Consider the following 20,718-nt stretch of genomic DNA (forward strand, 5'->3'; position numbering starts at 1 on the left):
GACGGCAAGTGGCAGGGTCTCTCATTCCAATCATGAAACACTGCGAAACAATGTCGGAAAAGTTAACATCGTTACCGCCGATAGTGAACATCACTAAATTTGTGTTAGAGTCCAATCTTTTCATTTGGTTACTGAGGACGTCGTCCGAAACGTGGCCACTATGTGCAACATTATTTAATATTGCGTGAGCCCCCTGGTCGTTAAGCCAGTTTACGTAGTTGTGTGCCCAATTGCGAGAACTTCTGTAGGCTTTCTTGTCATCGCCGTAGTAGTGTCCTGCGCCATTCCCCGCAGAATAAGAGTCTCCGAGTAGGGCTACTCTGAGTGGAACGTTGGTTGTGATTGCCGCAGAGGCGTTTGGAAGAATGGTAGGCAAGGGGAGTTCTTGGTTGAACAGTAGTAATGTGACAAGAATGATGAAAGATAGCTGTTTCAGGCAGCGTACAATGTTCGGATTGCCGTGTCGGGAAGGCTGATTCACTTCGGTTTCCTTTCAATCTGCTGCACTATATTTTGCGTGTCATTAATGGTGATGGTTACCGAGGTGGCGATCTAGAATCTCGCCAACTTAATGGTCGTGCCATTGCGAGGCTACTTTAGATATCTAGAAATAACATAATAGTATGGCGATGCTATTATCGCCTGCATTGGGTGGGGGAGTAGGGTCGTCAGAGGATAAGTATATTGCGAGAAACATGTCATCAATGGGTTGCGTACCTCCATGTCTTCCAACCCATGAGGTTGGGGTGGTTGGCCCTGGATCATTCTCCCATCCGTGATGTTCAGCGTACTCAGTAAACTGATTCTTGAGTTCTTTTGGATCTGTGTTGTCATCTCTGAACCACCGTCTCAGGCGAAGTCCTGGATACTTATATTCAAACCATTTTGGGAGCGGGGAGTCGTTGGTCTGAATAGCCTCGTGGCCGAGGATTTTCTTTTTTCCCATCGGGTCATTCTTGAGGGCCCTCAGTCGTCTCGCCTCATATGACAGGGGGCCTCCTGGGCCATATGCCCAGGTAAGGCCACCCCCGATAGTAAGGCCTCCTGCAAGTGTGCTGCAGCCGATTCTTGCCAGCAGTTTTCGCCGAGATGGGTGGTGTGGAGGTGGTGTGGTGAACTCTGTGGAAGTGGTGGAACTGGCGTGGGGGTGTGGGACTGCCGTATTCACGTCACGATTCTATAACGCCCGTCCGTTAGGTGTGCAGCTTTGCATGCTGATGCTTGTCAGTGTTTCCTGGGCATCATTTGAAGGCGTGCTTTTATGTACCCTCAACTTGGAATGGTGTTCTTCTGTTTTAGTTGTGGTAGTGTTCGAGCTCATTATGAGGGGTAATTGTCGTAGTGGATTATTTTCTGAAGTGCGGGAAACTGGAGCGTATAAGGTGTGGCCGGGCGGCCTCAGGTGATCCGAGGGGTGGAGGTGCTCTCGCTGTGTCGGTTCCCCGTTGTATGCGGTAATACCTTTCATCTTGGCTGTGAAGTGTTGTGGAAATAGTTAAGCAACTGAGTCTGGGTCGACAGGTAGGGCGTAGTTAATTGTGATACCAACTTCACTACCCTCGGGTGGCGTGTCTTCTGAAAGTCCAATAAATAGTTGCATGTAGTCGTCAGGTTTTCGGTGTGTGTGTTGGGCGAGCCATAATGTCGAGGTAGTGACTCGGCTCTGTTCCTCCCATCCGTGAGACTTTGCGTAGTCTATGAACTCGTCCTTGAGTTGCTCTGAGGGTTTTGATGGGTCTCGATACCATCGTTCGAGATGAACTCCTGGGTATTTCCAAGTTGTCCAACCTGGAAGCTCGGACTCTTCTGTGCGGACGGCGGTGAGGCCGAGGATGGTCTTGGCTCCCATGGGGTCATTCTTGAGGGCTCTCAGTCGTCTCGCCTCATGTGACAGGGGGCCTCCTGGGCCAAAAGCCCAGGTCAGTCCGCCTCCGATGGCGAGCCCTCCGGTCAGTGTTCCGCAGCCGATTCGGGCCAGCAGTTTACGGCGTGATACATGTGGGGGTGGGCCTGTTGATTCCGAAGGAGGGGTGGGAGAGTGGAAGGGGTGGTGGGGTTCTGGGACTGCCGTAGTCATGTTGTGATTTTAAGAACTCCGTGAGATGGCGGTGCAGGGTGGTGCGTTGAAGTTAATCAGTGTTGCCGAGGGCATCTTGGGATGATGAGTTCTCGCGCCGAGGTGGGTGTGCCGAAGCCCGATGTAACCTCGTCGAACCGCAGTGGTTGTGGTTAGGCTTGCCTTATGAGCAAGAAGTCCGCCGCCTCTGCCGCCTCGACCGACCTGCCGCTGCCTCACGCCGACCGCCCCATCGCCTCCGCGCCCGGCCACTGGGTCCTGGCCCGCGCCGGCAAGCGCGTCCTGCGCCCCGGTGGCGCTGCCCTGTCCGCCGCCATGCTCAGCCATGCCGGTCTGACCGGTGCCGACGTCGTCGAGCTCGCCCCGGGCTTGGGGCGCACCGCCGCCGAAATCATCAAGGCCCGCCCCGCCTCCTACACGGCCATCGACCGCGACCCCGACGCCGCCCGGCGCGTGGCCGCCGTCGTCGGGAACCTCGGCACCGTCCGCCAGGGCGAGGCCGCCGACACCGGCCTGGATGAGGCCAGCGCCGACGTCGTCGTCGGCGAGGCCATGCTCACCATGCAGGGAGACAAGGGCAAGGCCGCCATCGTCGCCGAGGCCGCCCGCGTCCTGCGCCCCGGCGGGCGCTACGCCATCCACGAGCTCGGTGTCACCCCCGACGACATCGACGAGGACTACTACACCCAGCTGCGCCGCGACCTGGCCCGCTCCATCCACGTCAACGCCCGCCCCATGACGGCAGCTGCCTGGAAGGAGCTCATGGAGGACGCTGGACTCGTCGTCGACTGGGTCGACACCGCCCCCATGGCCCTGCTCAAGGTCGGCCGCAACATCCGCGACGAGGGACTGGGCGGCTTCCTGCGGATCGCCCGCAACGTCGCCGCTGACCGGGAGCTGCGCCAGCGCGTCCAGGAGATGGCCGCCACCTTCAAGCGCTACGAGAAGGACATGGTCGGCATCGCTCTCGTCGCCCACAAGCCCGAGTCCTGAGCCCCGCTTCTCGCCGGTCGTCGACGTCGCGGTCGTACCTTAGGTCGCGCGTTCGAGGGGTAAAGGGTACGAACGCGCGACCTAAGGTACGAACTCGCGGATGCGTCCCTACTTGCAACGGGCCCTAGTCGTCGCGGGTCGCCCCGCGCAGACCGGCGCGCAGAACCTCCCGGTTGAGCAGCGCGATCGCCTCGATCGGGATCCCCGCCGGGCACGCCGGCAGGCACTCGCCGTACTCCGAGCACGGCCCGAAGAGTTCATCGAGCTCCCTCGTCATCGCCCGAGCCCGGCGGCCCCGTTCGATACGCCCCTGAGGCATGAGCGACAGGTGCGCCAGCTTCGCCCCCGCGAAGAGCGCCGCCGCCCCGTTCGGGCAGGCCGCCACGCAGGCCCCACAGCCGATGCAGGCGGCGAAGTCCAGAGCCCGCTCCGCCTGCAGATGCCCCTGGGCGACGTCGTCGGCGTCCGGGGCGGTCCCAGCGGCCACGTCCACGGTCCCGCTCGCCCGGATGAGCTCATCGAGCGCCGTACGGTCCACCACCAGGTCCCGGATGACCGGGAAGGCCGCCGACCTCCACGGCTCCAGCCGGAAGCGCCTCACTGCGGGGAAGGCCCGCAGGTGTTGACGACAGGCCGGGGTCGTGTCCATCGGCCCGTGCGGCACCCCGTTGACGAGGAAGCCGCAGGCCCCGCACACCCCCTCCCGGCAGTCGGACTCGAAGACCACCGGCTCGCCACCGGCCTCGATGATCTGGTCGTTGAGGCGGTAGAGCAGCTCGAGCAGACTCATCTGCGGCTCGGCGTCCTCCACCACGTGGCTCTCGAAGAAGCCCCGCGCCCGCGGCCCGTCCTGCCGCCAGATCTCCAGCTCGATCCTCATCGGTAGTCCCTCACCTGCATAGGCACCAGCGAGAAGCTCAGTGGCTCCGTGCGGCGCGTGTGCCCGCCGTCGGGCCCCGTCTGCCAGGCCGAGACGGAGCACCAGGTCTCATCATTGCGCTGGGCCTCGCCGCCCTGCGTCGCGTACTCCTCGCGGAAGTGGGCGCCGGCGGACTCGCGCCGGTCCAGGGCGTCGAGGATCATGACCTCCGCCAGCTCCAGGAAATCGGCGACCCGCAGCGCCTTCTCCAGCTCCTGGTTGAGCCGCGCCTGGTCACCAACCACGGTGACGTCGGCCCAGAACTCCTCGCGCAGGGCGCGCACCTCCTCCAGGGCACGCCGCAGCCCCGCCTCGGAGCGGCTGACCCCGCAGCCGGTGTAGAGGACCTCACCCAGACGGCGGTGGAACCACACGGGGCGGTGGGTCCCACGCACCGCCATGAGCGCCTCAATGCGCTCGCGGGTGTCGGCCACGGCCTGAAGCGCCTCCGGCGCGTCGGGGCTCAAGGGGCTACTGCCCACCAACCCGGCCAGGTAGTTCGGCACGGCCAGCGGCAGCACGAACCAGCCGTCCACGCTGGCGCTCAACAGCGAGTTCGCCCCCAGGCGGTTGGCGCCGTGGTAGTTGTTCGAGGCCTCCCCGCCTACGAACAACCCCGGGATCGTGGACATCTGGTCGAAGTCCACCCACAGCCCGCCCATCGTGAAGTGGGCGCCCGGGGCGATGCGCATGGGTACCTCATAGGGGTCCTCGCCGGTGGCGTCGAGGTACATCTCGAACAGGTTGCCGTAGCGCGAGGCGATGGTCTCCTTGCCCAGCCGCTTCAGCGCGTCGCGGAAGTCGAGGTAGACCGAGTTGCGCAGCGGCCCGACGCCGCGGCCGGACTCGATCTGCTCGCGGGCGTTGCGTGAGGCCACGTCGCGCGGGGTGAGGTTGCCGAAGGCCGGGTACTTGCGCTCCAGGTAGTAGTCGCGCTCGTCCTCGGGGATCTCGTTCGGGGGTCGCTCGTCCCCGGGGCGCACGGGCACCCAGATGCGCCCGTCGTTGCGCAGGGACTCGCTCATGAGCGTCGTCTTGGACTGCCAGTGGGAGCTCACCGGCAGCGCCGTGGGGTGGAACTGCACCATGCAGGCGGAGGCGAAGGCCGCCCCGCGCCGGTGGGCGCGCCAGGTGGCGGTGGCGTTGGAGGCCATGGCCAGGGTCGAGTAGTGGTAGACGCTGCCGTAGCCGCCGGTGGCCAGCACGACGGCGTGAGCGGTGTGGGCGCTCACCTCACCGGAGAGCAGGTCTCGGGTGACGATGCCCTGCGCGCGGGAGTCGGCCACGATGAGGTCGAGCATCTCGGTGCGGGTGTGCATGCGGACGCTCCCGGCGGCGACCTGCTCCTGGAGGGCCTGGGCGCAGGCGATCTCCAGCTGCTGACCGGTCTGCCCTCGCGTGTAGTAGGTGCGCGAGACCTGCACCCCGCCGAAGGAGCGGGTGGCGAGCTGGCCGCCGTACTCGCGGGCGAAGGGCGCCCCGATCGCCTCCATATGGTCGATGACCCGGCCGGACTCCAGCCCCAGGCGCACGACGTCGGCCTCCCGCCCCCGGTAGTCCCCGCCCTTGACGGTGTCCTTGACGAAGCGCGCCAGGGAGTCGCCGTCGACCTTGCGGGCCCGGGCGGCGTTGATCCCGCCCTGCGCGGCCACCGAGTGGGCGCGGCGCGGGGCGTCGTGCAGGCTGAAGCACTCCACCCGGTAACCCAGGCGCCCCAAGGTGGCGGCCGCCCCGGCGCCGGCCAGCCCGGCACCCACCACGATGACAGTCAGCTTTCGACGGTTGGCGGGATTGACCAGGCGGTACTCGTCGCGTCGGCGCTCCCAGGCCTGCTCGGGCGGACAGTCCGGCAGATGCGCATCAAGATCCTCACCGACGTCGTACAGGCCGCCGACGGCCCCCGGCGCGTTCGCACTCATCCGATCACCCCCGTGCAGATGAGTACGGGAAGCAGGCCGTTGACGACGGCGATGGTCAGGGCCACGGCCAGGGCGACGGCGCGGCACACCTTCCGCAGCCTGGGACCCGTGCCGCCCAGGTCGATGACCACGTTCCACAGGCCCTGTGCCAGATGGAGGGAGAGCGCCAGCATGACCAGGCTGTAGAAGACCGCCATGCCGGGGCGCGACAGGCTCGCCACGAGGTTGTGGTAGGCGCTGACCTGCAGCTCACCGTTCGACGCCGTCGGCGCCTGAAAGCCCTCAGGGGCGATGAGACGACCGACGGTCAGGTCGAGAATGTGGATGAGGACGAAGACCCCGATGAGGACACCGGTCAGCAGCATGGACCGAGCGCCGATAGTGCGCACGGGCAGGGCCCGGCGCCGGAAGGCCCCGCGAGCGCTCCTCGCACGTCGCCACAGCGTGATCCCCGCAGCGACGTGGGCCGCGATGCAGACCCCCAGAGCCAGGCGCATCACCCACAGGAGCCCTTCGTGCGGCAGGAGCGGGTAGGCGACCTGTCGCAGCCATGCGGCGTACCCGTTGAACGCCTCCGGGCCCGCGAGAACCTTGAGGTTGCCGACCATATGGACCACGACGAACAGGGCCATGATCGTGCCGGTGACCGCCATCGTCGCCTTGAGGACGCGCTGCGACGCCCACACGGGGGTGCGGCGTCTGCGCCGGGGAGGAAGCGCGTCACCAACGGGCCGAGCAGCCTCAGGGATGTGGGCGACCGTGGACGTCGCAGCCATCTGACCCACCCTCCTATGCGCAGAACAACCCATAACTATGATAACGAACACTGTGATGCTGGCATAGGGCGTGCACCCTGTGCTTCGACGGGCCGTCCAACGCGACCGGCCGCCTCCCGCCGTTGAGGCGGAAGGCGGCCGGTACGAGAAGCGCGGCGGAGGAGAGGAACCCTACTGGCCTGCGTGCTGTGTTGAGCCCAGCTCGATGCTCTTGCCGCCGCGGGCCAGCGCCTCAACGGCCCCGGACTGGGAGTTGCGGCGGAACAGGACGTTGGAGGCACCGGCCAGCTCGCGGGCCGAGACCACGCGCGGCTCCTTGAACAGGCCGTGGTTGCCGGGCACTACTCCGCCCTGCGGCATGAGGGAGACCTTCGTGCCGGCCGTCAGGTACAGGCCGGCCTCGACGACGCAGTCGTCACCCAGCGGGATTCCGAGCCCCGAGTTCGCCCCCAGCAGGCAGCGCTCACCCAGCGCCACCCGCTGGCGCCCACCGCCCGAGAGCATTCCCATCGTGGAGGCACCGCCGCCGACGTCGGAGCCGTCACCGATGACAACCCCCTGGGAGATGCGGCCCTCAACCATGGAACGGCCCAGCGTCCCGGCGTTGTAGTTGACGAAGCCGGAGTGCATGACCGTGGTGCCCTCGGACAGGTAGGCGCCCAGGCGCACGTTCGCGCCGTTGCCGATCCGCACGCCCGAGGGCAGCACGTAGTCGGTCATGCGGGGGAACTTGTCCACCGAGTGCACCTGGACGGGGCGTCCCACGTCGGCGCGCAGGCGCATGCGGGTGGTCTCGAAGTCCTCAGCGCGGCAGGGGCCCGCGGAGGTCCACACCACGTTGGGCAGGCGGGAGAAGATTCCGTCCAGGTTGACGGTGTTGGGCCGGGCCAGGCGGTGGGACAGTGCGTGCAGGCGCAGGTAGGCGCCGGCCACGGTCTGGGGGGCGTCGTCGAGGTCGGCCCAGGTGCGCACCACGGTGGTGTGGACGCCGCGGGCCTCGTCGCGGCGTTCCATGGCACTCAGGGAGGCCAGGAGATCGGCGTGCCCGTCCTCGGGCTCGTCACCGAGAACCGGGCGGGGGTACCACACGTCAAGGGTGTTGCCGTCGTCAGTCACGGTCGCCAGACCGAGACCCCATGCGCTACGAGTCGTCATGGGAACACCTTACGGTCCCCGGTGGCTGACCGTTGCCGGCGGGCGTGCGAGAATCACCGCATGGCGCGCACGACGATCCACCTCATGCGGCACGGCGAGGTGCACAACCCCGAGGGCATCCTCTACGGCCGCCTGCCCGGGTACCACCTGTCGACCCTGGGCCACCAGATGGCCCAGCAGGTCGCCGACGTCCTGTCCGCCTCCGGGCACGACATCACCCGGGTCATCACCTCACCCCTGGAGCGGGCCCGGGAGACCGGCGCCCCCACTGCCGCAGCCTTCGGTCTGGCGCCGACGACGGACGCCCGACTCATCGAGGCCGGCAACTCCTTCGAGGGCGTGGCCGTCAACCGCAACCGCTGGGTCCTGGCCCACCCCACCTACTGGCCCAGCTACGTCAACCCGCTGCGCCCCTCCTGGGGCGAGCCCTACAAGGAGATCGTTGAACGGATGCGCGGCGCCGTCGTCTCCGCTCTCGACGTCGCCGAGGGGCACGAGGCGCTCCTCGTCTCCCACCAGCTGCCCGTCTGGTCGCTGCGCCTCTTCCTGGAGGGGCGCTCCCTGGCCCACGACCCGCGCCGCCGCCAGTGCGCCCTGGCCTCTCTGACCTCCCTGACCTTCGAGGACCGCACCCTGGTGGGGCTGGCCTACTGGGAACCGGCCGGCGACCTGCTGCGCCAGGCCCGCGACATGGTTCCCGGCACCTCCTCCGCCCGCCCCGCCACCGGCAGCGTCAGCCGCGACAGGCACGCCGAGGCGGCGCGGTGACCCAGCAGCCGCCCTCGCGCCCGGTCGGCGGCGAGGTCGTGCGCACCGGCCCGCCCGGTGAGGTCCTCCGCCCCGGCCGCGCCCGCCCCGCCCCACGCCGCCCCTGGACCGGGCAGGACTTCGTGTGGTGGCACACCGCCGCCGTCCTGACCGCCACCCGCCAGGGTCGGCGCCCCAACCCGGTCTCACCGACCATCGACCCCGTGCGCCCGGCCCTGGGGTCCGGTGAGGTCATGCTGGCCACCTGCGACGCCGAGCTGCTCCTGTGGCGGCGCGGGGACGCCACCTACAACCCCTCCCGAGGCTTCTTCCTGGCCGGAGGCCCCGTCGGCCTGGCCCTGACGGCCGCCTTCTTCGGTGGACAGGCCTATCTCAACCACCGGCGCCGACGCTCCGCCGAGGCCGACGCCGTCGAGAAGTGGCGCCACCTGGCCGGCGCCCGCCTGACCGTGTCCACCCACGGCATCTACCTGGGCACGGGGGAGGGCGTCATGCCCATCTCCTACGCCGACATCCAGGAGGTCCAGCTCACCGCCACCGGAGAGATCGTCATCGCCGCAGCCAACTCCTCCGGCTCGGTGCGGCTCAAGATCCGGGCCCAGTGGGCCGAGCTCGTCCTCATCCTGTGGTCGGTGCGCTACATGCCCGAGCACCCCCAGCTCATCGGGCGAACCTGGATCCCCGGCGACTGGCTCATCCACGCCGCCGCCCACGGATACGACGTCGACACCACCCCCTGGCCCCAGGCGCGCCCCGCCCTGCCCTGAGGGCGCAGCGACACGGCCGGCCGGCGCGTCCCCGGTCAGTGCTGGTCGGTCCCGGACCGGTCGGTCTCGCCGGCGTCAGGACCCTCGTCAGTCCCGTCATTGCTGCCGTCGTGACCGCCGGCCGGCTCCTGCGGGTGGTGCTTGCGACGGCGGATGTCCTGCTCCAGGCCCCTGAGGAACTCCGGGTCGTCGTCGGGCGCCGTGGGCCGGGCGCGCTGCGGGCGACGGAAGCTCGTGCCCTCCCGGGAGGACCACACGGTGGGCTCGACGTAACCGCCGCGCTCCTCGGCGGCCTTGACCCGCGAGACGATGATCCAGGCGATCGGGCCGATGGTCGGGAACAGGACGACCAGGGTGATCCACAGGTACTTCGGCATCCTGGCCGGCATGCCCTCATCCGGCGTGCGTGCGCAGTCCAGCAGGGCGTACAGCGTCAGAGCGAACACCAGGACGATGAGGACGATACGCATGGGCCAACCCTAACCGAGCCGGACGGTCCCGCAGACCCCTCACCTGCCCGGACCCTCCCGTCCACGCCGGCTCGTCCCCATCCGGCCGGGGCCGTGGCACGATCATGCCGTGCCCGCCCCGCCCGCCCTCCGCCTCCTGACCGGCGGAACCGCCCCCGACGACGTCGCCGCCCTGCGCACCGCCCTCGCCGAGCGCCTGGCCCTGCGCGGCCTGCTCGCCAGCCGCGATGGCCGCCCAGCGTCCACCGCCGTGGACGGAGCCGACCGGACGGACGCGCCTCCTCCGCCGCTCGTACCCATCGGTCCCGAGGAGGACCCCTCCCAGGTCCGCGCCGACCTGACCCGCCGCATCACCCGCATCCCTGCGCGCACCGACCTCATCCTGCGCACCTCCGGCTCCACCACCGGCACCGGCAGGCTCATCGCCATGAGCGCCGCCGCCCTGGTGGCCTCCGCCCGCGCCACCCACGCGCGCCTCGGCGGCCCGGGAACCTGGCTCCTGCCCCTGCCCGCCCACCACGTCGCCGGCCTGCAGATCCTCATCCGCTCCCTGGAGGCCGGAACCGAGCCCGTCGTGGTCGACACGAGCGCAGGATTCAGCCCGACGGCGCTCGCGGACGCCCTGAGCTCGGCGCACCCGCTCACCGGTCCGGCCGCCTCCCGGCTCTATGTCTCCCTGGTCCCCACCCAGCTGGTGCGCATCCTGCAGGACCCGGCGGCCGGCCGGGCCCTGTCCACGGTCGACGCCGTCCTCCTGGGCGGTGCCGCCGCCGACCCCGGGCTGCTGGCCCGGGCTCGAAGCTCCGGCATCACCGTGGTCACCACCTACGGCATGAGCGAGACCGGCGGCGGCTGCGTCTACGACGGCCGTCCCCTGGAGGGGGTCGAGATCGCCATCCAGGAGCCCGATGCCGAGGGCGCCGGCCGCATCCTCATCTCCGGTCCGGTCCTGGCCGAGGACTACCTCCAACCCCCCGGCCGCACGCCCGACGACGCAGGCGAGGGCTTTCACCGCAGCGGCGGCAAACGCGTCCTGGCCACCTCCGACCGCGGCCGACTGCACCCCGACGGGCGCCTGGAGGTCCTGGGACGCCTGGACGACGTCATCATCACCGGGGGCGTCAAAGTCGAGCCCCGCCACGTGGAGGAGGCCCTCGCCGGCATCGAGGGCGTTGCCGAGGCCTGCGTCGTCGGCCTGCCCGACGAGCAGTGGGGAAGCCGCGTGGTCGCCGCCGTCGCGCTCGAGCCGAGTGGGCACCGGGACCGCTCGCACCGGTGGGACGGCGCCGCCCTGCGCGAGGCGGTCCGCGCCCGGCTGGACGGTGCGCACGCCCCCAAACGGGTTGTTGTCCTGGAGGCCCTGCCGCTGCGCCCCAGTGGGAAGGTCGACCGGCGCGAGGTCGCCCGACGCCTCGCCGCAGCCACGACAGACGTGACGGCGGGGCCTCCTACGCCAGGGCCCTGATCTCCGCCTCACTCGGGCAGGTGGCCGGACCGAAGCGCGTCGTGGTCAAGGCGCCGGCCACATTCGCCCAGCGCAGCGCCGTCGTCAGATCGACGCCCCGGGCCAGGGCCGCGGCCAGGACACCGGAGTGCGCGTCCCCGGCCCCATTGGTGTCCACCGGTGTCACCGGGATGCTCGGGGTGTGGCGTGCCCGACCCCCATCGGAGAACCAGGATCCCTGCGCCCCGGCCCGCACTAGGACGATGCCGAGCCTGGACGCCAGCGTCTCGCAGACAGCACCGTGGTCGCCGATCTCCGCCCGCAGCCCCAGGCGGCCGGCGAGCAGCCCGGCCTCACGCTCGTTGAGGGACCAGATGGGCGCCAGTCCACCGATGCGCTCCAACGCGCTCATGGGGACCGAACCGACCATGGGGGAGACGTCGAACAGTGCCGTGCACCCCGCCCGGGCCTCGATCAACCTCCCGGCCAGCCGCTCCAGCGCCGTCCTGGAGGCATCATCGGCCAGGGAGTAGCCGGAGAGGTAGACGATGTCGTCGTCGCTCACCTCCAGGTGGTCGAAGGCATCCGCCGGGCCACGAGTCTCGGCCCCGCAGGTGGAGATGAAGGTGCGCTCGGCTCTCGCATCGGTCATGGCCACGCAGTAGCCCTGGTCGCCGGGTGCGACCGGGCCGACATGGTCCACCCCGATCGTCTCCAAGGCCTCGCGGGCTGCCTCGGCGAAGGGCCCCTCACCCAGTGGTCCGGCGTACAGGGTCTCGACACCCAGCCTGCGGGCGGCGGCCAGCACGTTGAAGCCACCGCCGACGGCCATGGAGGACTCGTCGGCGAACACGTCGCCACCGGGCTCGGGAATCGCCTCGACGCGCAAGGTGAGGTCGATGACGACCTGGCCGGTGTGAATGACCCGTCCCATCATGGCCGCCTCTGCTCCGGAGCGGCCTTCCGGGAGCGCCCGATGCCACCACGGAGCGTCAGCAGCGCCTCGCAGACCGGGGCGAGCCTCAGGCTGGAGCGCGCCAGTACCTGACGGACCGGCTCGGTGGGAAGAAGACGGGGTGAGCTCGCCCCCAGGACCGCGCCGGCCATCGCGGCAATGGTGTCGGTATCTCCCCCGAGCTCAGCGGCGAAGCACAGACCATCCAGGGGCTGCTGCGCGAACTCCCGCACAATCACCAGAGCGCAGGGGACCGACTCCGCCGACTCCACCGACGTTCCGACGTAGGTGCGCAGATGCTCGGCCAGGGCGTCCCCGTGCAGGTCGCGACTCGTCGCCAGGGCCAGGCGAGTGCGGGCGGCGACAGAGGCCTTCTCCGTCCAGTGACCCTCCCCGGGGTGGGCGGCCACGAAGTCCAGCGCCGCCTCCAGCGCACCCGCCGCGTCGACGCCGTCGATGGCCGCGCTGACCGCTGCGGCCAGGAGCCCAGCGGCCTCGAAGCCCTGCCGGGTGTCGTGGGTGACCAGGCAGGACTCGTGAACGGCCTGGGCCAGCGCGTCGCCGTCGGTGCTCAGGGAGAAGGCGATGCCCACCGGAGCCACCCGCATCGCGGCGCCGTTGGTGGTGCCCTCCCTGCCGGTGCAGTGCGGGTCGGCCCCGGCGCGCACCCGCTCCAGAGCGAGCTTGGTGGAGGGGCCCAGCAGGTCCAGGGAACCGCGGGCGCGCATGTCATCCTCCCAGCTCAGGAGGGCAGCGGCGAGCTGGTGGGGGTCGATGCGGCCGCCACCTTCGGTGAGGAGTCCGGCCAGGATGAGAGCCTGCTCGGTGTCATCCGTGACGCTGCCCGCAGGCATTGAGGGGGCGATGGGCTGCTCGGCGACGGCGTCGCGCAGCCCGGTGATCGCGCCGTAGCACCGGCGGATCTGTGTCGGGCTCATGGACTGGGTGGGCATCCCCAATGCATCGCCGAGGGCCAGCCCGGTCAGCGCTCCCAGGGCGCGTTCGCCCACCGAGGGCTCAGACGCGGCAGGCTCAGACCCGGGTGAAGGAGTACGAGGACGGGGATCGGGGTGTCTCACGGAGGTCCTTCTGGCGATCAGGGTGCCGGCTGCATCACCGGTCGAGGTGTGGCTCATGCGCTCGCACCGGTGAGGGCCACGGCGCTGGTAGGGTCACTGCCGCCTACCCTAGAGGATCGGAGGAAGCCGTGAGCGGCGAGAACGGCGAACACGCGCAGGACAGCGGCCCCCGCGCCACCAGCTGGGGGGAGGTGGTACGTCTGCGCACCCTGCCGGCCGCTGTCGCCCCCGTCATCCTGGGTGCCGGGGCGGCCGCCGCGGTGGGGGAGCTCTCAGTGCTGCGGAGCCTGCTGGCCGCGGGCGTGGCCCTGGCGCTGCAGATCGGCTGCAACCTGGCCAATGACTACTCCGACGGCGTGCGCGGCACCGACGACGATCGCACCGGGCCGCCGCGACTGACCGCCTCCGGGCAGGTCGCCCCGGGCGCCGTCAAGCTCGCCGCCTTCGGCTGCTTCGGGATCGGAGGTCTCCTGGGCCTGGGTCTGGTGGTGCTGACCGGCCAGTGGTGGCTGCTGGTCATCGGGGCCGCGGCGATCGCGGCCGCCTGGTTCTACACCGGCGGCTCCCACCCCTACGGCTACGCCGGCCTGGGGGAGGTCTTCGTCTTCGTCTTCTTCGGCCTGGTGGCCACGGTGGGAACCGCCTATGTCCAGGCCGGCACGGTGCCGGGGTGGCTGTGGCCCTCGGCCTGCGGGATCGGCCTACTCGCCTGCTCCCTGCTCATGGTCAACAACTTGCGCGACATCGACACCGATCCCGCCCACGGCAAGATGACCCTGGCGGTCCGTCTGGGGGAGGGGGGCGCTCGGCGCGCCTTCTCAGTCATGCTCTACCTGCCTCTCCTGCTGGGGGCCGTCGCCCTGGTGTGGGCGCGTGAGACCGGATCAGCCAGTCCCGTCGACGGCGGGGGCCACATCAGCCCGCTGCTGACCCTGGTCATCGCGCTGGCGGCGCCGCTCCTGCTCCTGCCGCTGGTCCGACGGGCCACCGCGCCTGTGCGTGCCGGCGCCCGGGGACGCGATCTCATCGCCTCCCTGCGTGACGCCGGCCTGCTGGAGCTGGCCTACGGCGTCGTCTTCGCCGCCGCCACTGTCATCATCACCCTGTGAGCCCGGGCTCGGGAGAGCGTCAATCTCATGCGGGGAGATCTCAGGGCGTCAACGAAGTACATCGACTGGGCGCTGGTTCCATCCCGCTGGATTGAGCGGCGATTCCTCATCTTCACGGCACTGCGCAGCCCGGGGTACATCCTGCTGCATCTCGTTGCTGGCCTGCCTCTGGCGGCTATCGTGGGAATCACTGTTGGGGTGCTTCTGGAGCTGGTGGGAGTGCCTGAGGTGAACGGGGCGTGGGCCTTTGTGCTGGGGGCCCTGCTCGTGGCCTCTCTCATGGGGTACCGGCTGCTGAGCTTCACCGTGTTCAACACCTCGGGCGTGCACATCTTCCGGTTCATCGGATGCTGGTGGTGGCGCAAGGACATCCCGTGGGTGGCCTTTCGCGAAACGGCGCGTGTGGACCTCCAGGAGGCGCCCTATGACATCCACGGCTTCACACCTCCCGATACCCACAATCTGGCGCTGCATCTGACGACCATGGAGCAGTGGGCAGGGTTCGTCGGGGCCTGGGCGGCACAGGGGGATCGCTCTGATCCGGTGGCGGGACTTCCTCCGAGGGACCGCATGGCGCTGGTCAAGGCATTCGATAAGCAGGGCACGTTCTGGAAGCTGGACAGTACTTCGACGATCGTCCCCGGATTCGTACGCCTGTCTCGACCTGACGACCGGCGTCAGGGGGCTCAGGAGCGCATCGCCCGCGACTGGCGCGCCCTCATCGAGTGGGCGGAGCAGAAGCAGTACCTGCCCAGACGGCTCTACCCCTTCGAGTCCTACCCGGGCTTTCTTCCCTGGTAGCCCGAAGCTCCAGACTCGCCTGCGGGCTAAGCAGTCGGAGTCGGCGTTCGCCCCGCGATTGGTACTGCATCAGTGTGGGCAGAGGGGGAGAGGTCTGGAGGGCCGCTGGTGTCCATGGTGCTGACATCACCCCCCTCATCGGCGTTGCACGCCGAGGAGGAATCCCGTAATTCCAACGATTCTTGGGGAGGGCTTTCGCGGTGGGCTCGTTGATGTCAGCGCTGTGGACACTGAGCCGTGGGACTGAACGACTCTGCGGGGTCTAGGTGGCGGGGTCGGGCTCCCTTACCCGCGCTGGCCGAGCCTTCCTCTGCCTGTCCCCTTTCGGCTCCTGCGCAGGAGCCTGGACGCCATGGTTCGACGTCGGCCCCGGCCTACTCCACGAGGATGGGGGTGCACTGGCCGAAGTTTGTGCGTACTGCACGAGCCCCCGCCCCTGGTGGAGTACACCCGAGGCTCACGCAGTAGCCCCCGGCCCTCGTGGAGTACTGGCGGACGCCGACCGCCGCACCGATGGAGACGCACCAAGCCCTGAGGACTCAGCGGGTCGGTTCGGTATCGAGCGGAACCCACGGGTCGGGCTGGTGGGTGATGCGGTTGCGCACGTCCCGGCGCACGAGCTCGATCGACCACAGCCAGATGACGTGCCCCAGCGCCTCGGAGAAGTGCTCCGCCCAGGTCTGCCCACCGGCGACCCACGGGAAGGGCGAGGGGACCGTGCCCGTCAGCGGCATGAGCACCAGGTGCGCCCCCACCCACACGAGCAGACCGAAGGCGGCCCCCTGCCACAGCGTGATCGACTTGTAGTACTCCGCCATGACGCAGTAGAAGACGGCGAAGACGATCGCGAAGCTGAAGTGGATGATGAAGGAGTAGATCGGCAGCCCCTCGTTGCCATTGAAAGTGATGCCGGTGTGCGACTGCTCCGGGCTCATCCCCAGCTGCTCAAGGAGCTGCTGAGGCGGGTTGGTGGCGTTGCGCTCCGGGGTACGGGGCGGGAAGGGAACCTCCCAGCCGAACTTGACGATGGCGGAGAAGAAGCCTCCGATGATGCCGACGACGATCGCTGTTCCGACTCGCCGCCGCGTGGGGTCGGTCTTCTTCAGCAGGGTGGACAGCATGGGTGTCTCCAGGTGGTGGGAGTAGTCATGGTGACCGAGTCGGTGGACGGCTTGCAGATCGAACGGTGTCCTAGTCGTCCGTTGTCCACCGACCCGGCCTCCCGGAAGCCTGGCATGGGAGGCGGCCGGGCCGCAACGTTATCGTGACCTAATCCGGTCGCGTCCCGTGAGCCGTGGCGAGGTCGAAGCGCTGAACCGGGAACGGAAACCGGCGAGGGCCTCGCCGCAGCTGGTGCTGCAACGAGGCCCTCGCCAGATTGATGGTGCAGGTCTGTCGGCTCAGTTGCCGCCGCCCTGCTGGCCCGGCTGCTGGGCGCCGGCGCTGCTGTCAGCACCGCCCTGCTGCTGGCCACCCTGCTGGCCCGGCTGCTGACCGCCCTGCTGGTTGTCGCCCTGAATGGAACCGCCCTGCTGCTGGCCGCCCTGCTGCTGGCCCGGTTGCTGGCCCGGCTGCTGACCGCCCTGCTGGCCCGGCTGCTGACCATCCTGCTGGGTGCCGGCGCTGCCGCCTGCACCGCCCGGCTGCTGACCGCCCTGCTGACTGTCGCCGCCCTGCTGGCCCTGGGGAGCGCTGGGCTGGCTGCCTCCGCCGGTGGCGCCACCGGTCGCCTTGCTGTCAGCACTGGGCGTAGCGGCACCGCCGTCGCTGGTCTTACCCGCGGTCTGCTTGGTGGCGGGTGTGGTCGAGTCGCTCGAGCCGGAACCCGAGCAGGCTGCCAGACCGAGTCCGGCGGTGACGATGAGGAGCGAGGTGGCGAGGGTCTTGGCACGTGTAGCGGTGAATCGCATGAGATCTCCTATGCGGTTGCTGGTGCAGTGTCAGTGCGGGATGGCCCGCTCTTGCCGATCCGGAGTCGCCGTCGTCCATGGTGCTTAAGGAAGAGCCCACCGACACCCGTTGCGAGTGACGATCGTCATAGACGGCTATGTGGTTGTTCGACAATCCCCGTTGCCGATGGCTCCGAACCTCTTTCGAGACTAGCAACAAGAAACGGACCGAAAGGGTGAATTATCGTGACAACCGTCTCGAGTCTGGTGGCCATCGGGCTGCTGGGAGGTCTCATCACGGGTATCTCCCCGTGCGTCCTGCCCGTGCTCCCCGTCATCCTCCTCTCCGCAGGAGCGCAGGGTGTACGTAGTGATGACGAGGAGGACAGCGGCGGCTTCGCCTCCCGCTTCCACCCCTACCTCGTGGTGACCGGCCTTGTGGTCAGTTTCACGGTCTTCACGCTCCTGGGATCGACTCTCCTGAGCCTGCTCCATCTGCCGCAGGACCTCATCCGTTGGATCGGCATCGTCATGCTCGCCCTGATCGGCCTGGGCATGATGGTCCCGAAGGTCATGGAGACCCTGGAGCGTCCCTTCTCGCGCTTCCAGCGCTTCGGTGGTTCGAAGAATCCCTCCAACGGCTTCCTCCTGGGCCTGGTGCTGGGAGCCGCGTACGTGCCCTGCGCCGGACCGGTCCTGGCTGCTGTCGCCGTCGCGGGCGCCACCGGACGGATCGGCGTCGACACCGTTGCGCTGGCCGTGTCCTTCGCCGTCGGCACGGCGATCCCGCTGCTGGCCTTCGCCCTGGCCGGACGTGGCATCACGGAGAGGATTCGCGCCTTCCGCACCCGCCAGCGCGCCATCCGCGTCACCGCCGGCGTCGTCATGCTCGGGCTGGCCGTGGCGCTCGTCCTGGACGCCCCGGCCGCGCTCCAGCGCCGCCTGCCCGACTACACGGCCTCCCTTCAGGCCCGCACCGACAGTCTCCTTCACGGTGACTCCACCGGGGCCTGCCGTCCCGGGGCCACCGCTCTCGGCGACTGCGGCCCCCTGCCCGCCATCGACGGCGCGGTGGCCTGGATCAACACGCCCAGCAACCAGCCCCTGACCCAGCATGACCGCGCCGGCAAGGTCACTCTGGTCGACTTCTTCGCATACTCCTGCATCAACTGCCAGCGCTCGATCCCCGGCATCGAGAAGCTGCACGAGACCTACGCCGCCTCCGGCCTGCAGGTGATCGGCGTCCACTCCCCGGAGTACGCCTTCGAGAAGGAGGTGGACAACGTGCGCGGCGGCGTCGAGAGCCTCGGCATCACCTACCCCGTGGCCGTCGACTCCAACCTGGTCACCTGGACCAACTTCGACAACCACTACTGGCCCGCCCACTACCTGGCCGACGCCCAGGGCAACGTCCGCCAGACCCACATCGGTGAGGGCGGGGAGGCCGCCACGGAGAAGCTCGTCCGTGAGCTGCTCACGCAAGCCAACCCGAAGGCGACCCTCCCCGCCCCCGTCTTCTCCGAGGCGAACGACGACGCGGGCACGAACAGCCCCCGCACCCCCGAGACCTACCTGGGCTCGGACCGGGCCTCCGGCTTCGCGCAGGGCACCCTGCACAAGGGCCGGCACTCCTTCTCCTTCCCCTCCCGTCTTCAGGCCGACACCTTCGCCCTGGACGGCACGTGGAAGGTTGAGCCGCAGTCCATCGCCCCGGCCGAGGGCAAGGGACGTCTGCGCCTGTCCTACCGCGGCAAGCAGGTCAACCTCGTCGTCTCCGGTGAAGGGGACCTGACCTGGACGGTCAACGGGAAGACCCGCACCACCCACATCTCCGGCGTGCCCAACGGGATGGAGCTGGTCCGTACCGACGAGGTGGGATCGGGCGAGCTCGAGCTGGAGGCCTCGCCCGGGCTGCAGCTGTACTCCTTCACCTTCGGGTGACCCGACGGTGACGGCAGGGACGCTCCAGGAGGCGGTGTGATGGGCCTGGTGACGCTGGAGCCGCGGACCGGGACGCGCACCGTCTCCTCCTGCGGGCTCGCCTACCATTCCCCTGTGACAAGCAGCAGCTCCAGCAGTTCTGAGGGGGAATGGATCGCGCAGGTGGCCGACGGTGACGCCGACGCCTTCGCCCGCCTCTACGACGCCTGGTCCTCTCGTCTGTTCGCGCTGATCCTGCAGATCGTCGTGGACCGCGCCCAGAGTGAGGAGGTACTCCAGGAGGTCTTCCTCGAGGTGTGGCGTACGGCCGGTTCCTTCTCCCAGGCGCGAGGCAGCGCCCGCGCCTGGCTGGTGACCATGGCCAGGCGCCGTGCCATCGATCGGGTCCGCTCCTCCCAGTCCTCCCGGGACCGGGAGAGCCGGTGGCATGACTACATGCCCGACGTCGACCTGACGGTCCAGCAGGTCGAGGACAGACTCGTGGGCGAGCAGGTGCACCGGGCGCTCGAGGCCGTGGGGGAGCCCTACCGCTCCACCATCGAGCTGGCCTACTTCACGGGCCTGACTCACCGCGAGATCGCCCGCCGCACGGGCACGCCGCTGGGGACGGTCAAGACACGCATCAGGGACGGAATGGCACGGTTACGACGAGAGCTGGGGGTGCAGTCATGAGCGACCGCGACAAGACTCACGAGGACACCATCAACGGCGACGCCGATACGCCGGACGCCGAGGGGCTCGACGGTGCGCAGGACCTCGACGGCGTCGGGCTCTTCGACGACGATCTCGACTCGGAGACGGCCGCCCTGCTGGGGTCCTCGCTCAGGCCCGTGCCCCCGCCGGCCGCGATCCGCTCCTCCCTTCTGGAGGCCATTGCGCGCGAGCCTCAGACGGGCCAGGCCGGCGAGGCCACCGGCACCATTGAGGAGGACGCTGGCGCCGCCGCCGGCGGCAGCGATGGTGGCAGTGACCGCGACTCGGTGGACTCCTCCGTCGTCAGCCTCGGTGCGCGCCGCCGACGCCGCTCCGCCTGGCGCACCGGCCTGTTACGGGCGGCCGCAGCCGTGGTCCTGCTCGGCGTCGGCATCGGTGTGGGGCGCTGGAGCGCGCGGGGTGCGGTCGATGAGGCCATGGACTCCATGGCCAACTCCATGGCGCCGACCCAGCACTACGCCCACCTCAACCAGGCCCAGGACGTCCAGCGCGTGACCGACACGATGCCCGACGGGCATGTTGCGACCCTCACCTGGTCCCGGGACATGAGCATGACCGCGCTGACACTGCCGGCCGCCATGAAGGAGTCGGCCGGTGAGCGCAGCCTCCAGGTCTGGCTCAAGGAGGGGGAGACGACCACCTCGCTGGGCGTCTACGACCCCCGCGGCGGGGCCGGCTTCTCCTTCCTCGACATCATGCCCAAGCCCGGCCAGCAGATCGTCATCACCATGGAGCCGGCCGGCGGATCGGCCCAGCCGACGACGCCGCCCCTGGTCACCCTGCGAGTGAGTGAGGACGCCGGCCAGGCCGGCACCGCGACCGGCTCACCGACCCCCGCACCCTCGGCCGGCCCCACCGGGGACTCCGCCTAGCGGGGGCCGCGGCGGGGAGGAACGACACGAGCCCCGAATTGTGATGTAAATAACACTAAAGTCATCTCGA

Annotated in this window: 19 protein-coding genes; 9 read left to right on the plus strand and 10 right to left on the minus strand. The window is 68.8% G+C overall.

The window, feature by feature from the left end; translation table 11 throughout:
- Positions 1-1,495: 1,495 nt before the first annotated feature.
- Positions 1,496-1,849, minus strand: coding sequence for a hypothetical protein (locus BKH28_RS13375; protein WP_143224102.1), 354 nt, complete (start codon positions 1,847-1,849; stop codon positions 1,496-1,498).
- A gap of 393 nt (positions 1,850-2,242) precedes the next feature.
- On the opposite strand from BKH28_RS13375, the gene BKH28_RS07640 reads away from it, so the two are divergent.
- Positions 2,243-3,070, plus strand: a complete 828-nt coding sequence (locus tag BKH28_RS07640) for a class I SAM-dependent methyltransferase (protein ID WP_075418240.1) — start codon at positions 2,243-2,245, stop codon at positions 3,068-3,070.
- A gap of 124 nt (positions 3,071-3,194) precedes the next feature.
- On the opposite strand, the gene BKH28_RS07645 is transcribed toward BKH28_RS07640, so the two are convergent.
- The 4 genes from BKH28_RS07645 to dapD all read right to left on the minus strand — a co-directional run bounded on the left by BKH28_RS07645 (position 3,195) and on the right by dapD (position 7,839).
- Entirely contained in the window at positions 3,195-3,950 is a 756-nt protein-coding gene (locus BKH28_RS07645; RefSeq protein ID WP_075418241.1) for a succinate dehydrogenase/fumarate reductase iron-sulfur subunit, read from the minus strand.
- Entirely contained in the window at positions 3,947-5,908 is a 1,962-nt protein-coding gene (locus BKH28_RS07650; protein ID WP_075418242.1) for a fumarate reductase/succinate dehydrogenase flavoprotein subunit, read from the minus strand. The genes BKH28_RS07645 and BKH28_RS07650 overlap by 4 nt, the downstream gene beginning before the upstream one ends.
- Positions 5,905-6,684, minus strand: a complete 780-nt coding sequence (locus tag BKH28_RS07655) for a succinate dehydrogenase cytochrome b subunit (protein ID WP_081380087.1) — start codon at positions 6,682-6,684, stop codon at positions 5,905-5,907. The genes BKH28_RS07650 and BKH28_RS07655 overlap by 4 nt, the downstream gene beginning before the upstream one ends.
- A gap of 171 nt (positions 6,685-6,855) precedes the next feature.
- On the minus strand, positions 6,856-7,839 hold the full coding sequence (gene dapD, locus BKH28_RS07660; protein WP_075418243.1) for a 2,3,4,5-tetrahydropyridine-2,6-dicarboxylate N-succinyltransferase: 984 nt from the start codon (positions 7,837-7,839) through the stop codon (positions 6,856-6,858).
- 60 nt (positions 7,840-7,899) lie between these two features.
- Here dapD and BKH28_RS07665 point away from each other — a divergent pair, with 60 nt between their 5' ends.
- Positions 7,900-8,607, plus strand: coding sequence for a histidine phosphatase family protein (locus tag BKH28_RS07665; protein ID WP_075418244.1), 708 nt, complete (start codon positions 7,900-7,902; stop codon positions 8,605-8,607).
- Complete coding sequence (locus BKH28_RS07670; RefSeq protein ID WP_256695534.1) at positions 8,604-9,374, plus strand: hypothetical protein; 771 nt, start codon at positions 8,604-8,606, stop codon at positions 9,372-9,374. Before BKH28_RS07665 ends, BKH28_RS07670 begins: the two co-directional genes overlap by 4 nt.
- Before the next feature lie 35 nt (positions 9,375-9,409).
- Here the strand turns inward: BKH28_RS07670 and BKH28_RS07675 are convergent, their stop codons facing one another.
- Complete coding sequence (locus BKH28_RS07675) at positions 9,410-9,844, minus strand: PLD nuclease N-terminal domain-containing protein (protein ID WP_075418245.1); 435 nt, start codon at positions 9,842-9,844, stop codon at positions 9,410-9,412.
- A 109-nt stretch (positions 9,845-9,953) separates the two neighbouring features.
- On the opposite strand from BKH28_RS07675, the gene BKH28_RS07680 reads away from it, so the two are divergent.
- Positions 9,954-11,309, plus strand: coding sequence for an AMP-binding protein (locus BKH28_RS07680; protein ID WP_075418246.1), 1,356 nt, complete (start codon positions 9,954-9,956; stop codon positions 11,307-11,309).
- Here BKH28_RS07680 and BKH28_RS07685 read toward each other — a convergent pair.
- The gene (locus BKH28_RS07685) at positions 11,293-12,225 is read right to left on the minus strand and encodes a PfkB family carbohydrate kinase (RefSeq protein ID WP_075418247.1); all 933 of its coding nucleotides are present in this window, start codon (positions 12,223-12,225) and stop codon (positions 11,293-11,295) included. The genes BKH28_RS07680 and BKH28_RS07685 overlap by 17 nt on opposite strands.
- Entirely contained in the window at positions 12,222-13,196 is a 975-nt protein-coding gene (locus tag BKH28_RS07690; RefSeq protein WP_428978943.1) for an ADP-ribosylglycohydrolase family protein, read from the minus strand. The genes BKH28_RS07685 and BKH28_RS07690 overlap by 4 nt, the downstream gene beginning before the upstream one ends.
- A gap of 254 nt (positions 13,197-13,450) precedes the next feature.
- On the opposite strand from BKH28_RS07690, the gene BKH28_RS07695 reads away from it, so the two are divergent.
- Together BKH28_RS07695 and BKH28_RS07700 are read left to right on the plus strand one after the other, a co-directional pair.
- The gene (locus BKH28_RS07695; RefSeq protein ID WP_075418249.1) at positions 13,451-14,431 is read left to right on the plus strand and encodes a 1,4-dihydroxy-2-naphthoate polyprenyltransferase; all 981 of its coding nucleotides are present in this window, start codon (positions 13,451-13,453) and stop codon (positions 14,429-14,431) included.
- 27 nt (positions 14,432-14,458) lie between these two features.
- Positions 14,459-15,232: a hypothetical protein gene (locus BKH28_RS07700; protein ID WP_075418250.1), complete on the plus strand. Its 774-nt coding sequence runs from the start codon at positions 14,459-14,461 to the stop codon at positions 15,230-15,232.
- Positions 15,233-15,771: 539 nt separating this feature from the next.
- Here BKH28_RS07700 and BKH28_RS07705 read toward each other — a convergent pair.
- Both BKH28_RS07705 and BKH28_RS07710 read right to left on the minus strand, forming a co-directional pair.
- Positions 15,772-16,353, minus strand: coding sequence for a YagU family protein (locus tag BKH28_RS07705; protein WP_075418251.1), 582 nt, complete (start codon positions 16,351-16,353; stop codon positions 15,772-15,774).
- A 279-nt stretch (positions 16,354-16,632) separates the two neighbouring features.
- A complete protein-coding gene (locus BKH28_RS07710) occupies positions 16,633-17,142 on the minus strand; it encodes a hypothetical protein (RefSeq protein ID WP_075418252.1) in 510 nt (169 codons plus the stop codon).
- 225 nt (positions 17,143-17,367) lie between these two features.
- On the opposite strand from BKH28_RS07710, the gene BKH28_RS07715 reads away from it, so the two are divergent.
- Genes BKH28_RS07715 through BKH28_RS07725 form a run of 3 tightly spaced genes read left to right on the plus strand, consistent with a single transcriptional unit; the run spans position 17,368 to position 20,648 of the window.
- Positions 17,368-19,062: a cytochrome c biogenesis protein CcdA gene (locus tag BKH28_RS07715; RefSeq protein WP_075418253.1), complete on the plus strand. Its 1,695-nt coding sequence runs from the start codon at positions 17,368-17,370 to the stop codon at positions 19,060-19,062.
- Positions 19,063-19,101: 39 nt separating this feature from the next.
- Positions 19,102-19,734, plus strand: coding sequence for a sigma-70 family RNA polymerase sigma factor (locus tag BKH28_RS07720; RefSeq protein WP_081380088.1), 633 nt, complete (start codon positions 19,102-19,104; stop codon positions 19,732-19,734).
- Positions 19,731-20,648 carry an anti-sigma factor gene (locus BKH28_RS07725; RefSeq protein WP_075418254.1) on the plus strand — a complete coding sequence of 306 codons (918 nt, stop codon included), beginning with the start codon at positions 19,731-19,733 and terminating at the stop codon, positions 20,646-20,648. The genes BKH28_RS07720 and BKH28_RS07725 overlap by 4 nt, the downstream gene beginning before the upstream one ends.
- The last annotated feature ends 70 nt before the right edge of the window (positions 20,649-20,718 follow it).

This window comes from Actinomyces oris, assembly GCF_001937665.1.
Taxonomy (GTDB): Bacteria; Actinomycetota; Actinomycetes; order Actinomycetales; family Actinomycetaceae; genus Actinomyces; species Actinomyces stomatis.

Bases quoted from the DNA above. Each gene is read 5' to 3' on its own strand.
- BKH28_RS13375 (WP_143224102.1), bottom strand. From the start codon at position 1,849: ATGGGAGCCAAGACCATCCTCGGCCTCACCGCCGTCCGCACAGAAGAG.
- BKH28_RS07640 (WP_075418240.1), top strand. From the start codon at position 2,243: ATGAGCAAGAAGTCCGCCGCCTCTGCCGCCTCGACCGACCTGCCGCTG.
- BKH28_RS07645 (WP_075418241.1), bottom strand. From the start codon at position 3,950: ATGAGGATCGAGCTGGAGATCTGGCGGCAGGACGGGCCGCGGGCGCGG.
- BKH28_RS07650 (WP_075418242.1), bottom strand. From the start codon at position 5,908: ATGAGTGCGAACGCGCCGGGGGCCGTCGGCGGCCTGTACGACGTCGGT.
- BKH28_RS07655 (WP_081380087.1), bottom strand. From the start codon at position 6,684: ATGGCTGCGACGTCCACGGTCGCCCACATCCCTGAGGCTGCTCGGCCC.
- dapD (WP_075418243.1), bottom strand. From the start codon at position 7,839: ATGACGACTCGTAGCGCATGGGGTCTCGGTCTGGCGACCGTGACTGAC.
- BKH28_RS07665 (WP_075418244.1), top strand. From the start codon at position 7,900: ATGGCGCGCACGACGATCCACCTCATGCGGCACGGCGAGGTGCACAAC.
- BKH28_RS07675 (WP_075418245.1), bottom strand. From the start codon at position 9,844: ATGCGTATCGTCCTCATCGTCCTGGTGTTCGCTCTGACGCTGTACGCC.
- BKH28_RS07685 (WP_075418247.1), bottom strand. From the start codon at position 12,225: ATGATGGGACGGGTCATTCACACCGGCCAGGTCGTCATCGACCTCACC.
- BKH28_RS07690 (WP_428978943.1), bottom strand. From the start codon at position 13,196: ATGCCCACCCAGTCCATGAGCCCGACACAGATCCGCCGGTGCTACGGC.
- BKH28_RS07700 (WP_075418250.1), top strand. From the start codon at position 14,459: ATGCGGGGAGATCTCAGGGCGTCAACGAAGTACATCGACTGGGCGCTG.
- BKH28_RS07705 (WP_075418251.1), bottom strand. From the start codon at position 16,353: ATGCTGTCCACCCTGCTGAAGAAGACCGACCCCACGCGGCGGCGAGTC.
- BKH28_RS07710 (WP_075418252.1), bottom strand. From the start codon at position 17,142: ATGCGATTCACCGCTACACGTGCCAAGACCCTCGCCACCTCGCTCCTC.
- BKH28_RS07720 (WP_081380088.1), top strand. From the start codon at position 19,102: ATGGGCCTGGTGACGCTGGAGCCGCGGACCGGGACGCGCACCGTCTCC.
- BKH28_RS07725 (WP_075418254.1), top strand. From the start codon at position 19,731: ATGAGCGACCGCGACAAGACTCACGAGGACACCATCAACGGCGACGCC.